This is a genomic window from Brevibacillus brevis, assembly GCF_900637055.1.
GTDB lineage: Bacteria > Bacillota > Bacilli > Brevibacillales > Brevibacillaceae > Brevibacillus > Brevibacillus brevis.
In genome coordinates this window covers 3,654,906-3,679,191 of sequence record NZ_LR134338.1, presented here as the reverse complement: position 1 = coordinate 3,679,191, position 24,286 = coordinate 3,654,906, and the positions used below count along the sequence as shown (strand labels likewise).

22 protein-coding genes and 1 other annotated feature are annotated in these 24,286 nt (G+C 47.7%); of the genes, 18 read left to right on the top strand and 4 right to left on the bottom strand.

What is annotated here, in order from left to right:
* Positions 1 to 21 precede the first annotated feature (21 nt).
* From EL268_RS17425 to EL268_RS17340, 18 genes are all read left to right on the top strand, one after another.
* Positions 22 to 636, top strand: coding sequence for a stage V sporulation protein SpoVABEA (locus tag EL268_RS17425; RefSeq protein ID WP_106652976.1), 615 nt, complete (start codon positions 22 to 24; stop codon positions 634 to 636).
* On the top strand, positions 590 to 2,059 hold the full coding sequence (locus tag EL268_RS17420) for a spore germination protein (protein WP_106652977.1): 1,470 nt from the start codon (positions 590 to 592) through the stop codon (positions 2,057 to 2,059). Before EL268_RS17425 ends, EL268_RS17420 begins: the two co-directional genes overlap by 47 nt.
* A 179-nt stretch (positions 2,060 to 2,238) precedes the next feature.
* The gene (lysA, locus tag EL268_RS17415) at positions 2,239 to 3,561 is read left to right on the top strand and encodes a diaminopimelate decarboxylase (protein ID WP_106652978.1); all 1,323 of its coding nucleotides are present in this window, start codon (positions 2,239 to 2,241) and stop codon (positions 3,559 to 3,561) included.
* 124 nt (positions 3,562 to 3,685) lie between these two features.
* Positions 3,686 to 5,959, top strand: a complete 2,274-nt coding sequence (locus tag EL268_RS17410; RefSeq protein WP_106652979.1) for a GGDEF domain-containing protein — start codon at positions 3,686 to 3,688, stop codon at positions 5,957 to 5,959.
* 67 nt (positions 5,960 to 6,026) lie between these two features.
* Complete coding sequence (locus EL268_RS17405) at positions 6,027 to 6,458, top strand: peptidylprolyl isomerase (protein ID WP_106652980.1); 432 nt, start codon at positions 6,027 to 6,029, stop codon at positions 6,456 to 6,458.
* 180 nt (positions 6,459 to 6,638) lie between these two features.
* Positions 6,639 to 7,307: a site-2 protease family protein gene (locus tag EL268_RS17400; RefSeq protein ID WP_106652981.1), complete on the top strand. Its 669-nt coding sequence runs from the start codon at positions 6,639 to 6,641 to the stop codon at positions 7,305 to 7,307.
* Positions 7,308 to 7,326: 19 nt separating this feature from the next.
* Entirely contained in the window at positions 7,327 to 8,091 is a 765-nt protein-coding gene (locus tag EL268_RS17395; protein ID WP_106652982.1) for a segregation/condensation protein A, read from the top strand.
* A complete protein-coding gene (gene scpB, locus EL268_RS17390) occupies positions 8,081 to 8,665 on the top strand; it encodes an SMC-Scp complex subunit ScpB (protein ID WP_106652983.1) in 585 nt (194 codons plus the stop codon). Before EL268_RS17395 ends, scpB begins: the two co-directional genes overlap by 11 nt.
* Positions 8,666 to 8,809: 144 nt before the next feature.
* Entirely contained in the window at positions 8,810 to 9,979 is a 1,170-nt protein-coding gene (locus EL268_RS17385) for a D-alanyl-D-alanine carboxypeptidase family protein (protein WP_106652984.1), read from the top strand.
* The gene (locus EL268_RS17380; protein ID WP_106652985.1) at positions 9,972 to 10,562 is read left to right on the top strand and encodes a nucleoside recognition domain-containing protein; all 591 of its coding nucleotides are present in this window, start codon (positions 9,972 to 9,974) and stop codon (positions 10,560 to 10,562) included. The genes EL268_RS17385 and EL268_RS17380 overlap by 8 nt, the downstream gene beginning before the upstream one ends.
* A gap of 11 nt (positions 10,563 to 10,573) precedes the next feature.
* Complete coding sequence (locus EL268_RS17375; protein WP_007724050.1) at positions 10,574 to 11,107, top strand: spore maturation protein; 534 nt, start codon at positions 10,574 to 10,576, stop codon at positions 11,105 to 11,107.
* 113 nt (positions 11,108 to 11,220) lie between these two features.
* Positions 11,221 to 11,970, top strand: a complete 750-nt coding sequence (locus EL268_RS17370) for a pseudouridine synthase (RefSeq protein WP_106652986.1) — start codon at positions 11,221 to 11,223, stop codon at positions 11,968 to 11,970.
* Positions 11,971 to 12,078: 108 nt separating this feature from the next.
* The gene (gene resA, locus EL268_RS17365; RefSeq protein WP_106652987.1) at positions 12,079 to 12,603 is read left to right on the top strand and encodes a thiol-disulfide oxidoreductase ResA; all 525 of its coding nucleotides are present in this window, start codon (positions 12,079 to 12,081) and stop codon (positions 12,601 to 12,603) included.
* Between the two features lie 13 nt (positions 12,604 to 12,616).
* Positions 12,617 to 14,251: a cytochrome c biogenesis protein ResB gene (gene resB / locus EL268_RS17360; RefSeq protein ID WP_106652988.1), complete on the top strand. Its 1,635-nt coding sequence runs from the start codon at positions 12,617 to 12,619 to the stop codon at positions 14,249 to 14,251.
* 24 nt (positions 14,252 to 14,275) lie between these two features.
* The gene (gene ccsB / locus EL268_RS17355) at positions 14,276 to 15,505 is read left to right on the top strand and encodes a c-type cytochrome biogenesis protein CcsB (protein ID WP_106652989.1); all 1,230 of its coding nucleotides are present in this window, start codon (positions 14,276 to 14,278) and stop codon (positions 15,503 to 15,505) included.
* Between the two features lie 88 nt (positions 15,506 to 15,593).
* Positions 15,594 to 16,310, top strand: coding sequence for a response regulator transcription factor (locus EL268_RS17350; protein ID WP_012686105.1), 717 nt, complete (start codon positions 15,594 to 15,596; stop codon positions 16,308 to 16,310).
* Position 16,311: 1 nt separating this feature from the next.
* Positions 16,312 to 18,096 carry an ATP-binding protein gene (locus tag EL268_RS17345; RefSeq protein ID WP_106652990.1) on the top strand — a complete coding sequence of 595 codons (1,785 nt, stop codon included), beginning with the start codon at positions 16,312 to 16,314 and terminating at the stop codon, positions 18,094 to 18,096.
* Between the two features lie 14 nt (positions 18,097 to 18,110).
* Positions 18,111 to 19,241: an HAD family hydrolase gene (locus EL268_RS17340; RefSeq protein ID WP_106652991.1), complete on the top strand. Its 1,131-nt coding sequence runs from the start codon at positions 18,111 to 18,113 to the stop codon at positions 19,239 to 19,241.
* A gap of 40 nt (positions 19,242 to 19,281) precedes the next feature.
* Here the strand turns inward: EL268_RS17340 and EL268_RS17335 are convergent, their stop codons facing one another.
* The 4 genes from EL268_RS17335 to EL268_RS17320 all read right to left on the bottom strand — a co-directional run bounded on the left by EL268_RS17335 (position 19,282) and on the right by EL268_RS17320 (position 23,704).
* Entirely contained in the window at positions 19,282 to 19,557 is a 276-nt protein-coding gene (locus EL268_RS17335; RefSeq protein ID WP_232029926.1) for a hypothetical protein, read from the bottom strand.
* Positions 19,558 to 19,570: 13 nt separating this feature from the next.
* Positions 19,571 to 20,854 carry an ArsB/NhaD family transporter gene (locus tag EL268_RS17330; protein WP_106652992.1) on the bottom strand — a complete coding sequence of 428 codons (1,284 nt, stop codon included), beginning with the start codon at positions 20,852 to 20,854 and terminating at the stop codon, positions 19,571 to 19,573.
* A gap of 119 nt (positions 20,855 to 20,973) precedes the next feature.
* A complete protein-coding gene (serA, locus tag EL268_RS17325; RefSeq protein ID WP_106652993.1) occupies positions 20,974 to 22,557 on the bottom strand; it encodes a phosphoglycerate dehydrogenase in 1,584 nt (527 codons plus the stop codon).
* Positions 22,550 to 23,704: a pyridoxal-phosphate-dependent aminotransferase family protein gene (locus tag EL268_RS17320; RefSeq protein ID WP_106652994.1), complete on the bottom strand. Its 1,155-nt coding sequence runs from the start codon at positions 23,702 to 23,704 to the stop codon at positions 22,550 to 22,552. The genes serA and EL268_RS17320 overlap by 8 nt, the downstream gene beginning before the upstream one ends.
* Positions 23,705 to 23,774: 70 nt before the next feature.
* Positions 23,775 to 24,022: a binding site (T-box leader), on the bottom strand.
* Positions 24,023 to 24,286 lie beyond the last annotated feature (264 nt).

Below are 24,286 nucleotides of genomic sequence, written 5' to 3'. Positions count from 1 at the left end.
GCTAAAAGGCGGTGACCCAGCATGGACACAGTACGCCGGAAAGTCATAGTGGTGACAGACGGAGATCATATTGCCCAAAAAGTTATCGAGAATGTCGCCAAGCAATTTGGTGGTCGATGTATATCGCTGTCTGCCGGGAATCCGACTCCATTACGAGGCAATCAGATGGTCGAACTGATTAAAATGACACCATATGATCCGGTTATCGTCATGTTCGATGACAATGGAGATTACGGCAAGGGGAGAGGGGAACGAGCACTCGAATACGTGGTGAAGCATCCTGATATCGAAGTAATCGGTGCGATTGCAGTCGCCTCGAATACACACTGGGTCAAGGGTGCGAAGGTCGCTTATTCCGTAAACAACCAAGGACAAATTGTAGACGAAGCGGTGGACAAGGACGGGTACGCAGACGAGCAGCTTCAGCATCATATTTATGGTGATACCGTAGACATCTTGAATTCCCTGCATGTACCGAATGTCATCGGCATTGGAGATATAGGCAAAATGGAAGGCAGGGATAGTTTGCAAAACGGTTGTCCCATTACAACGAGAGCGGTGCAATGGATAATGGAAAGGAGCGGCGCTCATGGCACAGGTCACGGAAAAACGGCATCCCATCTCGACTTATCTTGAAGAGAATCAGAGGTATTTGAACGACCGACTTGGTGTTGGTAAGAGCTTTGATATTGGGGTCCATGATTTTTATGTGGGTCATACACGAATGTTGCTGTATTACATAAACGGCTTCGCGGAAAGCTTGCTCATCTCGCAGATCATGCGTGAGTTGAATGATGTACGTGACCGGGAGCTGGGGGACGATGCTTTCGACCAGCTGTTCCACAAGTTCATCCCGTTCTTCCAGCTCAGCAAGGTGGAAACGACAGACGAATTCATGGACAAATTGCTTGTCGGTCAAGTAGGACTAATTATTGACCGATCTTGCCACGCGATCATTCTCGATGCAAAAATACTGCCAAATCGTTCACCACAGGAGCCAGATACGGAGCGAATCGTTCGGGGAGCGCATGATGGATTTACAGAAGTGCTTATAACCAATACAAGTCTAACCCGGCGAAGGATTCGTGACGAACGGCTCCGTTTTGAAATCATGCAAATTGGAGAACGTACCAAAACAGACGTAGCTGTGGCTTACTTGCAGGATGTAGCGAATGAAGAGTTGGTCAACACCTTGAAGGAACGTCTGCAAAACATCCAGATAGACGGGATACCGATGGCGGAAAAAACGGTCGAAGAATTTATCATTGGGCAGACGTTGAATCCATTCCCGCTCGTCCGCTATACGGAGCGTCCTGACGTGGCAGCGGTTCACCTGTTGGAAGGGCATGTATTGATTTATGTAGACACATCCCCGAGCGTCATGATCACACCCGCGACCTATTTTCATCACGTACAGCATGCGGAGGAGTATCGACAAACACCGGTAATCGGTGCTTATCTGCGCTGGGTTCGTTTTTTGGGGATCTTTGCTTCGGTTTTTGTTTTACCGATCTGGTTGCTTTTGGTCATGCACCCTTCCATGATACCGGAGCCACTTCATTTCTTAGGGATCAAAAAGATGGGCAGCATTCCTATTTTGGCACAATTCTTGATCGCTGAGGTCGGCCTGGACTTGATGCGGATGGCCGCCATTCATACGCCTGCGCCACTCTCGATTGCCGTAGGTTTATTGGCTGCGATTCTGGTCGGGGACGTGGCGATCAAGGTAGGACTCCTTGCACCCGAGGTTATCTTGTATTTGGCAGTGGCGGCAATCGGGATGTATGCGACTCCCAGTTATGAGTTGAGCTTGGCCAATCGACTTATTCGCTTGTTTCTGATTCTCATGGTGGGCTTTTTCTCTATACCGGGACTGATGATCGGACTTACGCTCATCCTGATTTTCTTGGCTTCCACCCGTTCGCTCAATACGCCTTACTTATGGCCGTTCATTCCTTTCAATTACAAAGGGATGAAGGATATTGTGGTACGACTGGCTGTGCCAAGCAAAAACAACAGGCCGAGTATCGTTCGCTCGCAAAATTCCTCTCGGCAATAATATTCTGAAAACGGATGACATGACCCATTGTCAAACGCACAACCTTGTAGTAAATTGTAGGGAAGCCTTACGAACAAAAGTTTCTGTATGGCAACTGACGCTCCTCGTCGGTTGCCTTTCTCTATAAAAAGTTGTCTTTATACATCATCGGTGCGAATGAATTGGGGAGGAAACGAAACATGTACTTACACGGGACAAGTCGAGTGAATGAACAAGGAAACCTGGTAATTGGAGGCTGTGATACGACACAGCTAGCTGCTACTTACGGAACACCTCTATATGTGTATGACGAACAACAAATTCGCACCAAATGTCGGGAATTTGTCAATGCGTTTCACAATACGGGTTTTTCCTTCCAGGTTGCTTACGCGAGCAAAGCGTTTTGCACGATGGCAATGTGTAAGCTGGTTGAGGAGGAAGGCTTGTCACTCGATGTAGTATCTGGCGGCGAATTGTATACGGCCCTACAAGCTGGATTCCCCGTAGAACGCATCCATTTTCATGGCAACAACAAATCTCATGATGAGTTAATCATGGCGCTTGATGCCAAAATTGGCTGTTTCGTTGTGGACAACTTTTATGAGTTGCATATCCTTGCGCAATTGGCCGAAGAGAGGAACGAAAAAGTCTCTGTTCTCTTGCGTGTCACACCGGGTGTAGAAGCTCATACGCATGAATACATTTCGACAGGGCAGATCGACTCCAAGTTTGGCTTTGACGTGCAAAACGGTCAGGCTCTTGAGGCGATTCAATTCTCTCACGAAAACAATTATCTCCATTTATTGGGGGTTCATAGCCATATTGGTTCGCAAATATTTGAAACAGAAGGCTTCCTCGTCGCTGTCAAACGATTGACAGAACTGTTGGGCGAAGCAAAAGGAAAGCTTGGATTCCTGCCAGAGGTATTGAATGTAGGTGGGGGCTTCGGTATTCGGTATGTAGAAGGAGATACACCGCAGCCAGCGGAAACGTATATCAAAGCCATTACAGATATCGTTCGCCAAGAGCTCACAGCGCTGGAGATTCCTCTACCTGAGATTTGGATCGAGCCAGGTCGGAGTATTGTAGGGGATGCAGGGACTACCTTGTACCGAATTGGATCGCAAAAGAACATTCCAAATGTCCGGAAATATATTGCGGTCGATGGTGGAATGACAGATAATCTGCGGCCAGCTTTGTACGATGCAGAATATGAAGCAGCGATTGCGAACAAAATGAATGCACCTGCCACAGAGGTTGTCTCCATTGCAGGAAAGTGCTGCGAGTCAGGTGATATGCTCATCTGGGATGTGAAGCTGCCTGAAGCGCAAGCGGGCGATATTCTCGCGGTTCCAAGTACAGGTGCATATGGTTATTCGATGGCAAACAACTACAACCGGATCGCTCGTCCGGCAGTTGTATTTGTAAAGGACGGAGAAGCAGAAGTAGTCGTAAGACGCGAAACGTACGCAGAAGTAGTCGGTCATGATGTTTTGCCAAAACGCGCACAGCTTATGCGCTAAATTTCATAAAAAATGCACAAGCCTTCCCGATTGTTTGGGAAGGTTTTGTATTTCCTTCATCTCTCATTCATGATTACTTAATGTTTTCTCGGCATAATGAAAGGGTGAGGGGGAGCGATTCATCATGTTGTCGTCTCTTATGAAGCGATTTCGACGAATACCCTATATTTCATTGGACAAACGCCAATGGATGAAGGCGATGATTCGGCAAGAAGTGGAGAGAGAGAAGAAAGTCGTCATGTTTTATATAGATATCGTCAAGCTGACAGAGGTAGAGAATCGCTATGGCGATACGAGTGCCAAGAGAGTTCTTCATATATTCGAAAGCATTTTGCCAGCTGTAGCTCGTCAAGCATTTGAAATCAAAGGGAGAATCATTGCGATTCAAAAGCTGTGGGGAGATGATTTTGCGATCTACACCTCCTTTTCGAAAATGATGAGTGAGGAAGACTGTCAAATGCTATCGATTCATTTTCAGGAGTTGGCTGAACGACAGTTAAATCGACAAGTGAGCTTCGTCAATCGCGAGGAGCTTCGTGTCCATATCGGCTATTCGGAAATCATCGGAGAAGATATCGTGAAAGAGCTGTATACCTCTGTCAAACATGCTGTACATATGGCCAAGTATGGGATTACCTCCGAAAAATATGCGAACATCAGACAATTTCACAAGCTGCTTGCAGAAGAAAACGTTCAGATGCACTTCATGCCGATCATTCATTTGCCAAATGGCGAAGCTTTGGGATGGGAGGCACTGGCGCGAGGACCGGTTAACAGTCTCTTTGCAACTCCCGCTGCCTTGTTCAATTATGCACAAGAGACGGATACTGTGTTTCGCTTGGAGCATATATGTCGCAAGCGGGCATTGGAGCATATACGCTACCTGAAGCCGCATGAAAAAATGTTCATCAATTTGGACCCACGGGCGATTGATGATCCGTTTCTGTTGCGTGGCAAAGTGCAGATGCTTTTGGCAGAGTATGAGCTGACGCCACAAAACATTGTTTTTGAAATTACAGAGCGCCACGCGATTACGAATTACGCTGCCTTCCGAAAAATCATCGAGGAATACCGCAAACAAGGCTATATGATTGCCGTAGATGATGCAGGAGCAGGGTACTCCAGCTTGGAATCGATTACAGAAATCTACCCTGACTTTATTAAGCTCGACATGTCATTGATCCGCAATATTGATGTCGATCCGATTAAGCAGGCGTTGCTGGAGACGTTTGTATCCTTTGCTGACAAAGTGAACTGCAAAATCATAGCAGAAGGGATCGAGACGGAGCGTGAGCTGGAAACGCTCATGGATGTCGGTGTCATCTATGGACAGGGCTACTATTTAGGCAAGCCGGACAAAGGGATGGCGCAGCTATGTGGAACGGCTATGAACTTTCTGCGCTTTACGATGGAAAGGCGGATTGAGCAAGAAGCAGAACCAATGCTGCCCACTCCAGCTATGACGGAAATCTTGGCGAAGACAATCAGCGTTGAAAAGCACGTGAAAGTAAGACGCATCCATGAGATTTTCGAACAAAATCAGCGGATTGAAAGCGTGGTTGTGCTGGAGAACGGCATGCCGGTTGGACTTGTCATGCGCTTTTCTCTGTATCAAATTCTCGGCGGTCAATACGGAATCGCGCTGTATTATGAAAGGCCCGTTTCTCAAATCATGAATACCAACCCGCTCAAAGCTACCAAAGACGACAAGCTGGATGAGGTAGCCAAGCGGGCGATGGCCAGAGATGCTTATCATTTATATGATGTGGTCATTATTATTGATGAGCATGGCGAGTACATCGGTATCGTTACCGTGCAGAAGCTGTTGGACAAAATGGCTTCCATCAAACTCGAGATGGCGAGCTCTGCCAATCCGCTGACAGGATTGCCTGGGAATGTGCAGATTGAAAGGGAATTGAATCAACGGCTGAAACAGAATGATCATCATGTAGTCATCTACTGTGATCTCGACCGTTTCAAATGGTTTAACGACCGCTACGGGTTTGAAGTGGGCGATCAGATTATTGTTCGAACCGCGAACTTGTTGCGGGAAGCCTCGAAATGGTACGGAAGCGGGTCTGACTTCATCGGTCATATTGGCGGAGATGATTTTATCCTGATTACGACAGCGCATTGTGCGAATGATGTTGTTTTGTTTATCATGGATGCTTTTACGCCGTACTTTTCGGACATTTATGAAAAGCGCAGAATGGGAGACGGTCAGGAGCTCTCAATGTCAATGGCAGGTGTCGTCCTTTACGCTGGGAAGTACACCAGTGCGGAACAAGTTGCAGAGAAGGCAGCGTATGTAAAAATGGTGGCAAAGGCAAGGGCAGGGACTGTTTTTATTACCGATTGTGAGTTGCCTGGAGAAGAGCAGATCCGCATCGAGGGATAATTGGACGTCAATCGTTCTCCATGGTAGAATGGGTACGTTAACTTTACAAGGTATGGAGGCTCAACATATGAAAAAAGCGCTCATCACCATGGAAAATGGTAACCAAATCGAGCTGGAGCTGTTCGATCAAGAAGCTCCGGGCACAGTAGCAAACTTTGAGAAATTGGCTAACGAAGGCTTCTACAACGGTCTGTCCTTCCACCGTGTTATCCCTGGCTTCGTAGCACAAGGCGGATGCCCTTACGGAACAGGTACAGGCGGTCCTGGTTACACCATCAAATGTGAAACAAAAGGAAACCCACACAAGCATCTGCGCGGTTACCTTTCCATGGCACACGCAGGAAAAGACACAGGCGGAAGCCAATTCTTCATCTTGTATGATGCTTTCCCTCACCTCGATGGCGTACATACAGTATTTGGTCGCGTCACTTCCGGTATGGAACACGTTGATGCAATCAAACAAGGCGATAAAATGGGTACAGTAAACGTAGGCGAATAGAAGTTTCATGAACACCGATGAGGGATACCTTGTCGGTGTTTTTTCGTCAGGATGCATGCTGGTTCCAGCTGGAATGGGGTTGTAAGCCTATCTATCTGCTGGTATGCTAGAAGATAGACGATTTTTATCAGGGGTTGTTCAAAAAGATGACTTTTTGAACGCGCATGATTGGAGGAAGCAATGGATCTTTTTCATTTTGATTGGAAAACGGTACCGTTTCGCTTGATTGCGTTCGTTATCGCTTTCACTTTGCATGAATGGGCGCATGCCTTTGTCGCCTGGAAGCTGGGTGACAATACGGCGAAATCGGAGGGCCGCTTAACATTAAATCCAATCCCGCATATTGATCCGTTTGGTTTGATTCTCATTCTGTTTGGTCCTTTTGGGTGGGCGAGACCAGTGCCGATCAACCCTCTGCATTTCCGTGGGAACAAGCGATTAGGGATTGTTTACGTTTCATTTGCAGGTCCATTAATTAACCTGATACTCGCGGTATTGTTTTACTTGGTGTATTTCGTAGTAATTAATTCCGGAGTACTAGTAGGAATGCATGAAAAATTGGCTTACGCAATTGATTGGACACTAAGATTTTCTGTTTTGATCAATACAGCTCTATTCATTTTCAACCTTTTGCCGATTCCGCCATTGGACGGTTACAAAATACTGCGATTTTTGTCTCCACGGAGTTGGGATGGGAAGTTTTACAATTATGAAGTCTACGGGCCGTGGATTCTCCTATTATTAATCTTTATCCCGGGGGTCAGCTCAATCGTTTTTGGTATTCCCCATGGGATCGCCCTAGAATTGGTTCAACAAATTGGAAATAGTATCTTAAGCGTGTTCATCTAACGGAAACGAGGGACGACTTTTGGCTTACAGCATCAAACTTGATTCCTTTGAGGGACCACTCGATCTGTTGCTCCATCTGATCGACAAGGCTGAGGTGGACATCTACGACATACCGGTAGCGGAAATTACGGAGCAATACCTCGCGACGATTGACAAGATGCAAGAGCTCCAACTGGATGTGGCCAGTGAGTTCGTAGTCATGGCGGCTACGCTCCTCTCTATTAAAAGCAAGATGCTGTTACCCAAAAAGGAGGAGCATGTCTTTCAGCAGTTCCTCGATATGGATGTAGACGAGATCGACCCGCGTGAAGAACTGGTTGCGCGTCTGTTGGAGTACAAACGCTATAAAATGCTTGCTGAGAACTTGCGAGAAATGGAGATCGGTCGTAATCAAGTCTTTACGCGTCCCGCAGAGAATTTGTCTCCTTATGTGCGTGAAGAGGATCATACCGTAACGAATGTGACCCTATACGATTTGATCAACGCGCTGGAAAAGCTGGTAAAGAAAACGAAAGAAAAAGAACCGATGACCAAGGTGTCGCGCGACGAAATCTCCATCAAGGATCGGATGACGGAGATACGCCAAGCGGTACGTGGCAGTGGGATGGTTCGGTTTTCGGAGTTGTTTACTAAAGGGGCGACGCGTACAGAGATTGTGACGACCTTTCTCGCTTTGCTTGAGCTCATGAAGGCTAAGCATATTACCTGTGTACAAAATCAATTGTTTCAAGACATCATCATATGTGAAAACGGAACGGAAGGAGCCCATACCGATGGACTATGACAAGCTGAAAGGCGTAATCGAGGGCTTGCTGTTCATCTCGGGTGATGAAGGAATCGATGCCAAAGAAATCAGTGAAATCACTGAGGTGTCGGAAGAAGAGGTCATCGACTTGATCGAAGACATGAAAGCTGACTTCCGCCGGGCAGGACGCGGTATTCAAATCGTGGAAGTGGCAAAAGCGTATCAACTGACCACTCTGCCCGAGCATGTGCCCTATTTCGAACGGCTAGCAACATCACCAGGCCAGTCAACGCTATCGCAAGCGGCATTGGAGACACTCGCTATTGTTGCGTACAAGCAGCCCCTGACCCGTTCGGAGATTGAAGAAATCCGTGGCGTTAAATGCGAAAAAGCACTGAACACCCTCTTATCCAAACAACTCATTCGCGAAGCGGGGAGAGCAGAGGGGATCGGACGCCCTATTTTGTACGCGACCACCAAAGAATTTTTGGAGCATTTTGGTTTACGGGAACTGGGGGATTTGCCAGAACCACCTGTCAATCTTGATATCGAAGAAGCGCGTCTGGAAGCATCAGCGCTATTCGGAAAAGCAGAAGAACCAACAAACGACTAGTTACAGCCCGGACAGTTTTTCGTACTATCATACGACTCGTCCCCATATACTATGGTACAAACCTGTGTATCGTGGTATAACGATGGCTTATCTCTCGCCTAATAGGCAAGGTTGAGCCCAAGTTTTCTAATGGGGAGGACGTTTATGAACATACGAAAATATCTGTCCGGCGTACTCGTCGTTTTTCTTTTTATACAGCTGGCTCTTGCGCCGGCAGCGATGGTCAAAGCTGCTGCAGCTCCACCCAGCTTGTCAGCCGAAGGTGCAGCGCTGATCGATGTAGAGAGTGGACGAATTCTTTATTCCAAAAACGGTACGAAAAAAATGAGGATTGCGAGTCTGACCAAAACGATGACAGCAATCGTAGCGATTGAGATGGGCAAACTGGATGCACAGGTAACAGTACCCCCACAAGCAGTAGGCGTAGAAGGCTCATCCATCTACTTGAAAAATGGAGAGAAGCTTACACTTGAAGAGCTGCTGTACGGTTTGATGCTGCGATCTGGCAATGACGCAGCCGTCACCATTGCAACGCACATCGGAGGATCAGTGCCTGGATTCACGTATTTAATGAATGAAAAGGCAGCGATGATTGGAATGGAACACACAAATTTTACCAATCCGCATGGTTTAGATGACAGTAACCAGCATTACTCCACCCCGGAAGATATGGCAAAGCTGTCCGCCTACGCCTTACATAATCCGGTATTTCGTCAAATCGTCTCAACGAAAGTCAAGGATATTTCATGGGAAGGCGAACAGTGGGACCGGCGGCTACTGAACAAAAACAAGATGCTTCACCTTTACAACGGTGCTGATGGTGTGAAAACGGGATACACCAAACTGGCGAAGCGCTGCCTGGCTTCCTCTGCCACACGGGATGGGAGGCAGCTGGCGACGATTACTCTGAATGCTTCTGATGACTGGAACGACTCCGCCAAGCTGATGGACTGGGGCTTTGCGAATTATCCGCTGCAAGAGCTGGTCAAGAAAGGGCAGGAGGTAAAGCCTGACACGCCAGTCACACTGGAAGCAGGGACTCATCTTGTCACAACAAACGCATTTCAGTATCCACTGCAAACGGCAGAGGCAGAGGGGATTCACAAGCGTGTCGTTATGGGAGAATCAACGGTAACATCGCAGATGAATGGTCAACTGGCAGGGTTTCTTCAACTCTATTTAAAAGAGAAGATGATTGGGCAGGTTCCGTTGCTAGTCAGTGTGGATGCGCCGACTTTAGCAGCTCCGCAAGGTCCACGATCCATGTGGCAGCAGTTTTGGGTAATAGTGTCAGGGGGGCTGTGGAGTGCTTAATGTCATCTGGCTCGGGCTTATAGTCATTAGCATTGTCGTTGCGGCCATGACGGGGCGGATGGAAGCGATCAACGCAGCAGCGTTTGAGGGAGCCAAGACGGGCGTAACCGTTAGTCTCGGACTCCTCAGTGTTCTCGCCTTTTGGATGGGAATGATGCGAATTGCAGAAAAGTCAGGACTCCTTGAACTATTGGCGCGGGTATTGTCACCGATCATTCAAGTCCTTTTTCCCGATGTACCAAAAGGGCACCCTGCAATGGGATATATCCTCTCAAATATGAGCGCAAACCTACTCGGGCTTGGTAATGCAGCAACGCCAATGGGGCTGAAAGCTATGGAAGAACTCCAAAAGTTGAATCCAGACAAGCAAAACGCATCGGCTGCCATGTGTACGCTACTGGCGATCAATACGGCGAGCATTACGATTATTCCTACGACGATGATCGCGATTCGCATGCAGTATGGCTCCGTAAATCCCGTAGAAATCGTAGGCACTACGCTGTTATCTTCCTTTGCTGCCACCATTGTCGCCCTGTTGATTGATCGCATGTATCGTTATCGGCATATACGAAGACACAGATAGGGGGAGTCCTTATGTACCAATGGGTATCCCTGCTCTCTCTTTGGGCCATTCCCGTTACGATTGCCTTTGTCTTGTTGTATGGGTGGCGGAAACAAGTCCCCGTCTACGAGACGTTTGTAGATGGAGCAAAAGGCGGCTTAACCACTACGATTCGCATACTCCCGCACCTGATCGCCATGATGGTCGCGGTAAGTATGTTTCGGGAGTCGGGAGCATTGGATCTATTGCTTCGCGCGCTCAAACCACTTCTTGACCTGCTGCATTTTCCGGAAGAACTGGTCCCGTTGGCGTTGCTTCGTCCGTTGACGGGAACAGGCTCACTAGCGATTGCAACAGATCTGATTGCACAGTACGGTCCTGATTCTTTTTTGGGCAGACTGGCAGCTACTATGCAAGGGAGTACCGATACGACACTGTATGTCCTAACCGTTTATTTTGGCGCAGTTGGCATTCGCAATTCTGCTTATGCGCTAAAGGTAGGTTTGTGGTCGGACCTGGCAGGTGTCATATTCTCGCTCCTCATTGTCTCCTACATTTTTGCTTAAAAGAGTTCAAATAGTGTGGGCACGTAAAACTTCCTCCTGGATTGGGGAAGTTTTTCCCTTTTTCTTGTCCACACTAGTAAGAATGGGTATGATGTTGTAGAGGTGAACCAACGATGGAACGTTTACAGAAAGTATTGGCGCATGCTGGAGTCGCCTCTCGTCGCCATTGTGAAGAATTGATTGCGCAAGGCAAGGTGCAGGTAAATGGCCAAGTAGTACGAGAGCAGGGAATAAAAGTCGATCCGCTCAAGGACAAAATTGTGGTGAATGGACAGCAGGTTAAGCTGGAGCAACATGTCTATCTCTTGCTGTACAAGCCTACTGGTGTCATTACGAGCGTCACAGACCCGCGCGGCAGACGGGTAGTGATCGATCTGTTGAAGGGGATAAAAGAACGGGTATATCCAGTAGGCCGCTTGGATTACGATACTTCCGGCTTGCTGCTCTTGACGAACGATGGGGAGCTTGCCAACAGGCTGGCACATCCAAGCTATGAAATTGATAAAGTGTATCGGGCATGGGTAAGGGGAATCCCCAGTCAGGAAAAAGTACGCAAGCTAGCAACCGGCATTCGTTTGGAAGACGGCATGACTTCTCCCGGTGAGTCCAAATTGTTGAAGACAGAGTCTAGCAGCCAGAGGGCACTAGTAGAACTGACCATTCATGAAGGACGAAATCGCCAAGTGCGCAGAATGTGTGAGGCGATTGGCCATCCAGTATTGACATTGGAGCGAATTCGTTTAGGATTTCTCACATTAGATGGGCTAAAGCCGGGCGAATTTCGCAAGCTCACTCATGAGGAAGTGGAGAGCTTGAAGCGGGGATTGGTGCAAAAGAAGCGCAGCCCGCGGTCGAGACATTGATTCGTTCAAAATCTGTTCATAAGTTGTGCGCTGTCGGAAAAACTAGGAACGCTATAATAGAATGGGAAAAGGGTGCAATTTATTAGCAGTAGATGGGAGTAAGGCGTCATGAACAAAAGCAATCGTACATATGTCAGGATCGCGGTATTGGGTGTTTTGCTTGTAGCGCTGGTCTTTGCACTTTATTCCAGCTTTGTGAAGGACCCCGGTGCTGTGAAAGTAGGAAGCGATGCTCCTAATTTTAGTTTGGAGCAATTGAATGGACCAGAGCTGACTCTGGAAAGTTTGAAAGGAAAGGGCGTTGTCCTCAATTTCTGGGGCACGTGGTGTGAACCCTGTAAGGAAGAAATGCCGGCATTGCAAGAGCAATACACGAAATTTAAAGACAAGGGATTGGTTGTAGTCGGCGTCAATATCGGAGAATCGCCAGTTGCCGTAGAACCATTCGTGAAGCAGTTCGGGATTGACTTCCCTATTTTGCTCGATCGCCAATCGCAAATTACAAAGCTGTACCGAATCGGTCCGATTCCGACGACCTTTTTCATCGACCCAGATGGAGAAGTGAAGGACATTTTTATCGGGCAGTTAGATGAAGCGATGATTGAGTCGAAAATAACAAAAATCTTGCCGTAAGTGAGGAGCAATGATGGATCAGCGAAAATGCGAATGCGGTCATACCAACCCGGTTGGGACGCTGCTCTGTGAGTCTTGCGGGAAGCCTTTGAATGTGGAAGTCCACGAGCAGACATCGTTTCCTGACATGCGTTATGAAGGAATGGCAAGACGTTCTCAAACAAATAAGACGAAAGTAATCGATCGAGTCTGGAACTTTTTTTCTTCGGTCAAAATTGCAATCGGTATCATTATTGTCATTTTAGTGGCGTCCGCAGTCGGAACCATCTTTCCGCAACAAATGTACATACCGGTACCCGTACCGACTGAAGCGGATGTTGCCCGTTTTTATACGGAAACGTATGGAACGCTGGGAACGATTTTCTACGGCCTTGGATTTCACAATATGTACTCGTCCTGGTGGTTTGTGACGCTTCTGGTTATGCTCGGTACTTCTTTGGTTATCTGTAGTTTGGACCGCGTAGTACCGTTGTATAAAGCGTTAAACAAGCCTAGATTGAACCAGCACAAGTCCTTTTTGAAAGGGCAAAAGCTGTTTGCAGAGGGTGAACTTGCTCCAGAAGCCAATCAGGAAGCGATACTGGACGCCTCCGCTCTGGCTTTGAAAGAAAAAGGATACCGCATTTTCCGCACGGAACGGGCGATTATGGCTGAAAAAGGCCGTTTTAGCCGTTGGGGTCCTTACATTAATCACATCGGACTGATCTTGTTTTTGGTCGGTACCCTGATGCGAAGCCTGCCCGGCTTTTACTTGGACGAGTACGTCTGGGTGCGTGAGGGACAAACAATGGCGATTCCGAATACCCCTTACTACATAAAAAATGAGAACTACACGACAGAGTATTGGTCGGAAGAAGAAATGCCGGAGCAACTGGAGCTAAAGGGCGGAGCCATCGTGAAGAGCTACCAGACAGAGGCCATTTTGTATGAAAATAAAAGCGCTGACGTTCCAGGGAAAAAGCCGGATTTGGTAGAAGTGCAGAGGGGGCCGATCGTCGTGAATCATCCGATGGAGCAGGACAGTCTCTACATTTATCAAAGCGGCGTGCAAGAGATGCAGCTTGGAGCGCTCAACTTTACAGTGGTCGATTTGAAAAACAATAAAAAAGAGATCGGCCTTATCAAAATTGATCTGTACAATCCACAGCCCGAGCAAACCATTGCGAATGGGTTTACGGTAAGGATTTTGGATTACTTCCCAGATTTTATAATGGGAAAAGACGGGAAGCCGGCCACGAAAACCAATTTGCCTAAAAATCCGATGGTGGCATTGGAACTCATTGGAGAAAATGGCACGTATAACGAAAAATTGGTGTATCTGGAAGGAACCATACTTACACAGAAAAATGATCCGCGTTACGCACTCGACATCAAAATGCCTGATTTAATCGATATTGCAGGGCTGAATGTACGGGTGGACAAAGCATTGCCACTAATTTATTTCGGTTCATTCATTTTCCTTGCGGGTGTTGCAATCGGTGTGTTCTGGCAGCATCGTCGGGTTTGGGTACAGACGCAAGAGGGAAGTATCTTGGTAGCAGCTCACACGAATAAAAACTGGTTCGGTCTGCGCAGAGAAGTAGATGGGCTGGTTAAACAAGCGGAGCTCCCTGTCACGATAGAAGATAAAACGAAGGCCAAGGCCTAAAGCTTCAAAGGGGGTACTAACAACGTGCAGCTCATTCAACTGAGTGACTGGTTACTGGATATCGCGTTCCTGCTCTACGTCATCTCGTCTATCGTCTTCGCTGTAGCCGTGACGGGTAAAAACTGGGCAGGGCGTGATCCCAAACAACATGAAGAGCGCTATGGACGGATTGCGTATTGGTTAGCCGTTATCGGTTTTGTGGCGCAAACAGGGTATGTGATTGCTCGCTGGATAGCCGGCGGCCATAGCCCGACGAGTAACATGTTTGAGTTTATGGCATTCTTGGATTACTGTATTATCTTGGCCTACTTAATTATTTACCGGATCTACAAGCTGACCTCGATTGGAGCGTTCGTCCTTCCGCTTGGGGTTATCATGCTCGCGTATTCGTACGTGTTCCCGAAGGAAATCACCCCATTAATTCCGTCTTTGCAGAGCTACTGGCTGCATATTCACGTGACGACTGCTGCACTGGGTGAAGGGATTTTGGCGGTTGGTTTTGCAGCGGGTCTGATGTATTTGATCCGTACCGTTCCACAGCATATTTCCACGAAAAGTACGAAATGGCTGGAGATCGTGCTGGCTGTGGTCCTGATGCTCGTTGGATTCATTTTGATGGATTCTACGTTTGCTCGTATGGATCAAAAGACGGTATTCGAGATGAAGAAAGAAGAAATGAATGCAGCAGGACAGATGGTAAAACCGAAAGTAGAGTATATCCTGCCTGCAATTGTTGCACCTGCTGATTCAACCATCATCAAGGAAGGGCCGATGTCACCACTCTTTGAGGCACCTACCTGGATGGAAGGAAAAGACGCTGCACGTAAATTGAACACGATGCTGTGGTCAGTTATTGCAGGTGTGGTTATTTACGGCGGTATGCGCTTGATTTTCCGCAAACGGTTAGGGGCTGCTATCAAGCCTTCCGTCGAGAGTGTCGATCCTGATCTACTGGATGAGATTAGCTATCGAGCGATCAGTATCGGATATCCGGTGTTTACCCTTGGGGCCCTTATCTTTGCGATGATTTGGGCAGAAGAGGCATGGGGACGATTCTGGGGCTGGGACCCGAAGGAAGTATGGGCGTTAATTGTTTGGCTCTTCTACAGTGCCTACTTGCACTTGCGTCTATCCAGAGGATGGATCGGTGCAAAATCAGCATGGATGTCCGTCATCGGGTTTGTCATTATTTTGATTACACTGGTCGTGGTCAACTTGGTCATTGCTGGTTTGCACTCTTACGCTGGGGTGTAGAATTTCCTCGAAAAGCTGGTTTTACCACCAGCTTTTTGGACTATCTTCTAACGGTTTTACGATATTATGAGAGCAAGAGGTGTTCCAGATGGAAAAAATGGCACGTATTCTCGTAGTGGACGATGAAGAGCGCATTCGCAGACTTCTGAAAATGTATTTGGAAAGAGAAAACTTCCTCATTGATGAAGCAGATAATGGAGAGCAAGCAGTCGAAATGGCTGTGGGAAGTGACTATGATATCATTTTGCTCGACTTGATGCTGCCAGGAATGGACGGGATTGAGGTATGCCAGCGTGTTCGTGAATTCAAGGCAACCCCTATTATTATGCTGACCGCAAAAGGGGAAGAAACAAACCGCGTTCACGGGTTTGAGGCAGGGGTGGACGATTATGTCGTGAAACCGTTCAGCCCACGTGAGGTCATGTACCGGGTAAAAGCGATTCTTCGTCGCTCTTCCGCAACAGCTTATTTGAAGACAGAGACATTCAACAGTCATTCTGTTCTTGTTTTCCCGGAATTGACCATTGACCACGATGCACACAAAGTCATTGCAAGCGGCCAGGAAGTGAGCCTGACTCCAAAAGAGTATGAGCTGTTGCACTATCTGGCATTGTCACCGGATAAAGTGTTTACGCGTGAAGAACTGTTAAAAGATGTGTGGCACTACGAGTTCTTTGGCGATTTGCGCACGGTGGACACACATATCAAGCGTCTTCGCGAAAAATTGAACCGTGTTTCTCCGCAAGCTGCCAATATGATCGCCACGGTTTGGGGCGTCGGATACAAGCTAGAGGTGCCTAAGTAAAGTGGACGTTATTTTTCGCAGTGTAGTCGGAAAGCTATGGATGACCATTATTGCCTTATTTGCTCTGGTCTTGACGATCTTTAGTTTGTTGCTCGTTCAATCCTTTGACAGCTTTTATAGCAATCGACAGTCCAAGAATTTGCACGATCTGGCAGACGGTATCGCAATCGGTTTGGCGCAGAGTCCGGATATGACAGCAGCTATGGAGATGGCTTCCAGGTTTGGCTTGGTCCATCATACGGGTATGGTCATTCTAGATGAAAAAGGCAAGCAAGTCGGTATGAGCGAGGGGGCTGGGCTCCCTCGTATTCCAGTAGCGCAATTGCTCCAAAATCCAGCATTGGGTTTGCCAGAGGCGCTGGCAGGTAAGCATCCTGCTCCCAAAACGATTTATATTGATGTGGAGAATTCCGCTGATCACACGAACAACAAGCATGAGCTGCTTGCGGTCACCGTGCCTTTAGAAATGGCAGCAGGGAAAACGGGAGCAGTGGTCATGTATCAGGCGATTGAAGATTTTGATGATACGGTTAGTGAAGTCAGATTTTTAATCTTTGTGGTTGGTGTCATCGGATTTGTCTCTACCACTGTATTTGCCTTTTTCCTCTCATCACGTCTTACGATTCCATTACGTCAGATGAAAGAAACGGCCCATCGCATTGCGGAAGGGGACTTTCATGCTGAAATCCCGATTAAGACCCAAGACGAGACTGGTGAGCTGGCGGCTTCTTTTAACACGATGGCAAGCAAGCTCAATCAGTTAGTTGATGCACTGTCCAAAGAGAAAGAGCAGCTGGCGAGCGTTCTTAGAAGCATGGTAGATGGTGTTGTGATGATAGATGCGAACGGCAAGCTGGCCGTAACGAATCCGCCAGCAGAACGATTTTTGCGAGATTGGAATTTCGAGCATTTGGATGAGCCTGTGCCGCTGTTCTCGTTCTATCAGCAGGTTTTGCAAACCGGACAGGAAGTGACAGAGGATATCCCTGTTCAAGGACGGATATGGTCCGTTGTCATGGTACCTTTGAATGATCGGGATCAAATCCGTGGAGCTGTCGCAGTTCTTCGGGACATCACGCAGGAGCGCAAGCTGGATAAGATGCGTAATGATTTCGTAGCTAACGTATCCCATGAGCTGCGAACACCTTTATCCATGTTGCAAGGGTACAGTGAAGCGATTGTGGACGATATCGTATCTACACCGGAAGAGCATAAAGAATTGGCACAGATCATCTATGACGAGTCAGCGCGTATGACCAAGCTGGTGAATGAATTACTCAGCTTGGCGCGGATGGAAGCGGGGCATGTTGAATTGTTCCAGGAGACGATGGAACTGCGTCCGTATTTGGAGCGCATTCAGCGTAAATTCACGAATTTGGCGAGAGAACGCGAAATCCATCTCTTCCTCGAAATATCCACGACGCACACGCATGTGCTCATTGATCCTGATCGGATGGAGCAAGTGCTAACGAACTTGATCGACAATGCGCTGCGACATACGCCAAGTGGGGGAAGCGTCACCATTCGGGCTCGCGGGGATAAAACGTTGCTGGTTGAGATAAGTGATACAGGAAGTGGCATTCCGCAAGAAGATTTGCCGTTTGTTTTTGAACGATTCTATAAAGCTGACAAGGCTCGTACACGTGGACGACTAGGTGGAACTGGTCTTGGACTAGCCATCGCGAAAAACCTTGTCGAGGCACACGGGGGCACCATCAGTGTGCAAAGTAAACTGGGTGAGGGAACGACTTTTACAATCGCCTTGATGCTACATAAAAACAAATAGGAGTGTAGAGAGAAATGATCAAAACGATCTTATTTGATGTTGACGGGGTTATGTTGAGTGAAGAGCGTTACTTTGATGCTTCTGCATTGACAGTGTGGGAATTTTTGTACAGCCCGCAGTATGTGGGTCTTGCAGGCGAGGAATTCACACCTGCTCCAGAAGAAGCGCAAATCAGACGAGTGCGCGAGCAAGTTTTCGCTCGTGATGAAGTGCTGAACTTCATCAAGTCACGTGGAATCAACTCTAACTGGGACATGGTTTTCCTCGCGTTTTCCTATCAGTTGATTCGGTTGATTGAAGCGGTTAAAACGCAAGTTCCAGAAGCAACTAGCCTTCTTGTCGAACAAATTGATCGACCGCAACTGGCAAAAGTGAAAGAGTGGGCTGCCACTTATGCTCCTGATTTCCAAGTAGACTACGCAGCGTTCACCGCTGATTTTGCCAAAGGTTCCGCACAAAAAGCAGAAATGCTGCTCTACTTGAATCAAATTGCAAAAGAGCGTTGCGGCATTTCAACAGAAATGTTCTCACGCAATAGTGATCTATGGCAGTTGATTCAAAAGACGTTTCAAGAATGGTATCTCGGTGATGAGCGCGTGGCGGCATCGATTGGCCGCGAAACCATGCAGCCGGGCAAGAAGGGCTTCTTGACTGACGAGATTCCGATTGTACCACCAGCAGAAATGGTCGAGTTGTTCCGTACGTTAAAAGAAAAAGGATATACATTGGGGATTGGAACAGGGCGCCCGACCATCGAAACGCATGTTCCCCTCAGTGAGATGAACATACTGGAATGGTTCGACCCAAACCGTGTCGTAACTGCCTCTCACGTACTCGATGCGGAAGAAGCATTTCCTAGCTTTGCGCCGATGTCCAAGCCACACCCTTATTCCTATGTAAAAGGGTTGCTTGGACTCGATGCCCCGATAAGCGATGCTGTCCATTTTTCGTTGCCAATCGAAAATGGAGAGGAAGTGCTGATTGTCGGCGATTCACTCGCAGACTTTCTAGCGGCTCGCTCGATCGGTTGCAAGTTTGCAGCGACATTGACTGGTCTGTCTGGTCAAGACGCGCGCAGCAAGTTTGAAGAGGAAAAAGCAGATTTTATTCTCGATGATGTTCGCGATATCCTTTCCATTCTGTAAATAAAGAAACTCCGCCGTATGTAGAAACGGCGGAGTTTTTTTATTCCCAACAAATCGATTTCAAGCATTTGAAGCGAAAGGCATGAATCAAAAAGGATTCAATCATGTTAGCCCTAACGATAACTTCGAAAGAACCATCCTCTCGTGAAAAAAACAGGACATCCGTGTAGTCTTTGTTCCCCTCAAAATAACGCCGTACCTCTTTGACACGTGCTCGCATGGACTCAGATTTAACGACAATGTGGTAGGTAGCATCTTGCTGCGAAATTTGTTCCTTGATCTCGATTTCCTCTTCATTAAAGGTGTAATGGAACAATAGGGATTCCTCCTCACCAAATAAAATAGCGCAGGTAAACGTAGACATGAGCAATCAAGATAGACATGATCATTAGCGGGAAGGCGACCTTCATAAAGCTGAAAAAGCCGATATGATGTCCTTCTTTTGCAGCCAAGCCAGCAACAATCACGTTGGCACTAGCCCCAATCAAGGTACCGTTCCCTCCTAAACACGCTCCAAGTGCAAGGCTCCACCAAAGAGGCTCCAGGTTGGTAATCCCGAGGGCTCCCATTTCCTTGATCATCGGAATCATGGTAGCAACAAACGGAATGTTGTCAACAAAGGCAGAGGCGATCGCACTCAACCAGAGGATCAACAGGGAGGTCTTCAGTGAATCTCCACCCGTTAGTTTCATCGCTTCATCGGCGAGTTTTGCGATCACACCTGTCTCAACTAAACCGGAGACGAGGACAAACAGACCGATGAAGAAAAAGATCGTATTCCATTCCACTTTGCTGATTGCATCTTCCAGATAGTGCTCTCCTGTGAGCAGAAGTAACAGAAATGCACCTGTCAGAGCGATCGTGGCTGATTCTAAATGAAGGGCTCCATGCAGCATGAAGCCGAGAATCGTCAGCGCCATGACGGTTAAGGATTTTTTCAGTAAACGGGTGTCAGTAATTTCATCGCGTTCATTTAACTGCATGATTTTTGCACTCAACTCAGGCGAAGTAACTAGCTGCTTCCGATAGATCAGGACCAAGCAAACAACGGTTACAGCCATAATCACGATGATAACGGGGCTCAAATTCACGAGAAACTTCATAAAGTCGAGCTCGGGAACAGAGCTGCCGATCATGATATTCGGCGGGTCACCGATCAACGTAGCGGTCCCGCCGGTGTTCGAGGCGATGATCTCACTAATCAAAAACGGTATCGGATTAAGCTCAAGCTGGCGTGCGATGCTAAACGTCACGGGAACGATGAGAAGAACGGTGGTGACGTTGTCCAGAAAGGCGGAAGCAACGGCCGTGATCAAGCTCAGGTAGACGAGAATGCGGATCGGTTTTCCTTTTGCCAGTTTTGCCGCGCGGATGGCCATATACTTGAATACGCCGGTTTGTGCTGTAATGGCAACCAAAATCATCATCCCGATGAGTAGGCCGAGCGTGTTAAAGTCGATATGGTGAATCGCTTGTTCCTGTGTAACGATCCCGAACAAGACCATGAGAATTCCGCCAGACATGGCGACGATGGTTCGATGTAACTTTTCGCTAATAATAAATGCATAGGTAACTAAAAAGATACCAATAGCGAATAATGCCTGGTTCGTCATAAGAAGCTCCTTCCTTGGTGTGTAGAATTATCTTGTCCCATTATAGCTCTAACCAAAATAAGGGTAAAGAAAAAGACCCGGCATTTAGCCAGGTCTGTTCTCTCGGTTTGGATAGAGGCCTACAGCTCGATTTGTGTAACGCTTTTTACTTCCGCCAGTTCACCCATCGTGTCGAGAAGCTCTGGCGTCAATGGTTTGTCAACAGACAGCATCATGATCGCGTCTCCACCAATATCACGGCGTCCTACCTGCATCGTTGCGATGTTCACGCTGTTTTCACCCAAGATAGAGCCGACACGACCAATCACACCTGGACGGTCATTATGGTGGATGTAGAGGAGGTAGCCCTCAGGCGCTACGTCAATCGCAAAGTCGTCAATTTTTACAATACGCGCACCGTAACCATTGAGTCGCGTTCCAGCCACTGTGCGTGTCTCTTGCGTCGTTTTTAAGCTAACGGTCAGTAAGTTCGTAAAGCCTTTGTTTTGGGCTGCCTTTTGCTCCGTTACGGTGATGTCACGCACTTTTGCCAGAATCGGGGCGTTCACATAGTTGACTTCCTCGCCTAGACGGAAGGACAGTACACCTTTGAGGACTGTGCGAGTCAGCGGGGACGTGTCTACATCCGTCAACTCACCGCTATATTTGATCGAAATCTCCGAAATAGAACCTACTGTCACTTGGGCAAGGAAATGGCCAAGCTTTTCACCCAACGTAAAGTACGGTTGGACTTTTTCCATAACGTGCGCAGGGATCGAAGGCAAATTCACGGCGTTTTTAAATGGCTGGTCACGAAGAACCTTCAGGATTTCTTCCGATACGTCTACGGCCACGTTTTCTTGTGCTTCAATCGTCGAAGCTCCTAGATGTGGAGTCGTTACCACTTGTGGCAGACCGACGAGAGGGTTGTCTACAGGTGGTTCTTCTTCGTAAACGTCCAGAGCTGCCCCCGCGACTTTTCCTGTGGTAATCGCTTCGTAGAGAGCCTTCTCGTCAATGATTCCCCCGCGAGCGCAGTTGATCAAGCGAACGCCATCTTTCATTTTCGCGAATTCACGCGTGCTGATGATATGGCGGGTTTCTTTTGTCAGCGGAGTATGGACGGTAATGAAATCTGCTTTGCGGCAAATTTCATCCACAGTTGCGTTGGTTACACCCATCTTTTGTGCACGTTCCTCGGTCATGAAAGGATCAAAGCCCATGACGGTCATGCCAAATGCTTTCGCACGCTTCGCAACCTCTGAACCGATACGGCCCATACCGATGACTCCCAGTACTTTGTTGTTCAACTCAACCCCTTGGAAGCTTTTGCGATCCCACGTACCGTCTACCAGCTTCTTGTGAGCTTGAGGGATGTTGCGAGCGACAGCCATCAGCATGGCAAACGAATGCTCTGCAGTAGAGATGGTGTTGCCGTCTGGAGCGTTGATGACTGGAATACCTGCTTGGGTGGCAGCGTTGATATCAATGTTATCGACCCCAACACCGGCACGACCGACTGCCTTCAGCTTTTTGCCGGCAGCGAGTACTTCAGCTGTTACTTGAGTTTGGCTGCGTACGAGGAGTGCATCGTAGTCGCCAATCACATCGATCAGTTCGGCAGGAGAGAGGTTTGTTTGACGAACAACTTCTACATCAGAAGCGTCCAAGAGCTGTTGAATTCCAAATTCGCTAAGTGGGTCTGTAATGAGTACTTTATACATGTGCAATGAGCACCTCCTGAGCAGCTTTTACACCAGCACCCAGCTCAACCGGGGCACCGATTTGGTGAAGCGACAATTCGATGGCAGAAATGACTTGCAGGACATCCAATGGCTCGCAATAACCCATGTGCCCGATGCGGAAGATCTTTCCTTTCAAGTGCTGCTGGCCGCCAGCAATCGTGATGTTGAATTGCTGAGTCAACATTTTGCGGAGAGCTTCTGCATGAAAGACACCCTCAGGATCGCAAGAAGTAACGGTCGTCGATGCGTACTGATCTTCCGCCATCAGTTTGATGTTTAATGCTTTCATCGCTGCGCGAGTCATGTCTCTCATCAGCTCATGGCGCTTTACGATAGCTGGCAGGCCTTCTTCCTCCATCATATCCAATACCTCGGCGAGACCGAAAATGAGGGATACAGCAGGTGTATACGGTGTTGTTTGCTCTGCCAAGCTCTTGCGGTATGCTTTCAGGTCCAGATAGAAGGCGAGCGATTTGTTTTGCTCAATTACTTGCCATGCGCGTTCACTCGCAGCGAGGAAGGCAAGACCTGTTGGCAGCATGAAAGCTTTTTGCGAGCCAGTTACCACAATATCGACACCCCAAGCGTCCATCTCGCATGGAACCGCACCGAGGTTGCTTACCGCATCCACAATGAAGAGGGCGTCCGAATGAGTGCGGATTGCCTTCGCCAAGTCAGCAATCGGATTTTCTACGCCAGTGGATGTTTCACAGTAGGTAGCGAATACGGCTTTTACTTGCGGCTTTTTTTGCAGGAATGTTTCAACCAATTCAGGTGTTACTGCTTTTCCCCAAGGTACTTCCAACCGATGGGCGATTACACCGTAACGCTCGCAAATTTTTGCAAAGCGCTCACCAAATGCACCGCTGACGAGGATGGCAGCTTCATCGCCTGGTTGGAGCGTGTTTACGACGCCCATCTCCAGAGCACTCGTTCCGCTACCGGCCAAGATGTATACGTCCTGCTTGGTGCCAAAGTAAGGCTTCAGTCTTTCAGCAGTACGAGCGAAAAGAGCGGAAAATTTACCGCTGCGGTGTCCAATCATCGGTTGGCTCATCGCCGTTTGGACACGTGGTGGAATGGGGGTAGGGCCAGGGATTCTCAAAATCATTTTGTCTGCAAACATGGTTCTCTCCTCCTAAATATGTGCATATCAAAAAAACCTCCCGTTCTCACACTGCTCCTATTACAGAACAGTGAGGGACGAGAGGCTTTGCTTCGCGGTGCCACCCTCATTCGCTCCTTTTTTCTCAAAAAAGAGCCTTGGTAGGTACATGACCTAAAAGAGATAACGGATCTACCGTTTGCGTCTACTGGGATGGTGAGTCCATTTTCAACGCAGCAGCTCAGAAGTGCTTAACCGTGGGAGAAACCGCCGATTCGCAGCAACCATCGGCTCTCTGGGGATTTCTCAATCACAGCGTTTCTTCGTCATCGCTGTTGTTTTATAAGGTGTTTCGTAAGATTTGTACTTACGATATCACGTCAAAATAACACCGTCAAGAAGAAAAACGAGAAAAAATGAACATTAATTATTTTATATCGGTTATCGTTCGTGAATAATACTCAATTTGATGCTTGAAACGACATGAAAATGACCAAAACACGAACATTAAGATATTGACATCACAAAAAATGGAAAAAACGCATTTTAATGTTCGGTTTTTGCTGTTGCTTTTATCTTACCGAAAAATCACAAAAGAAGGAA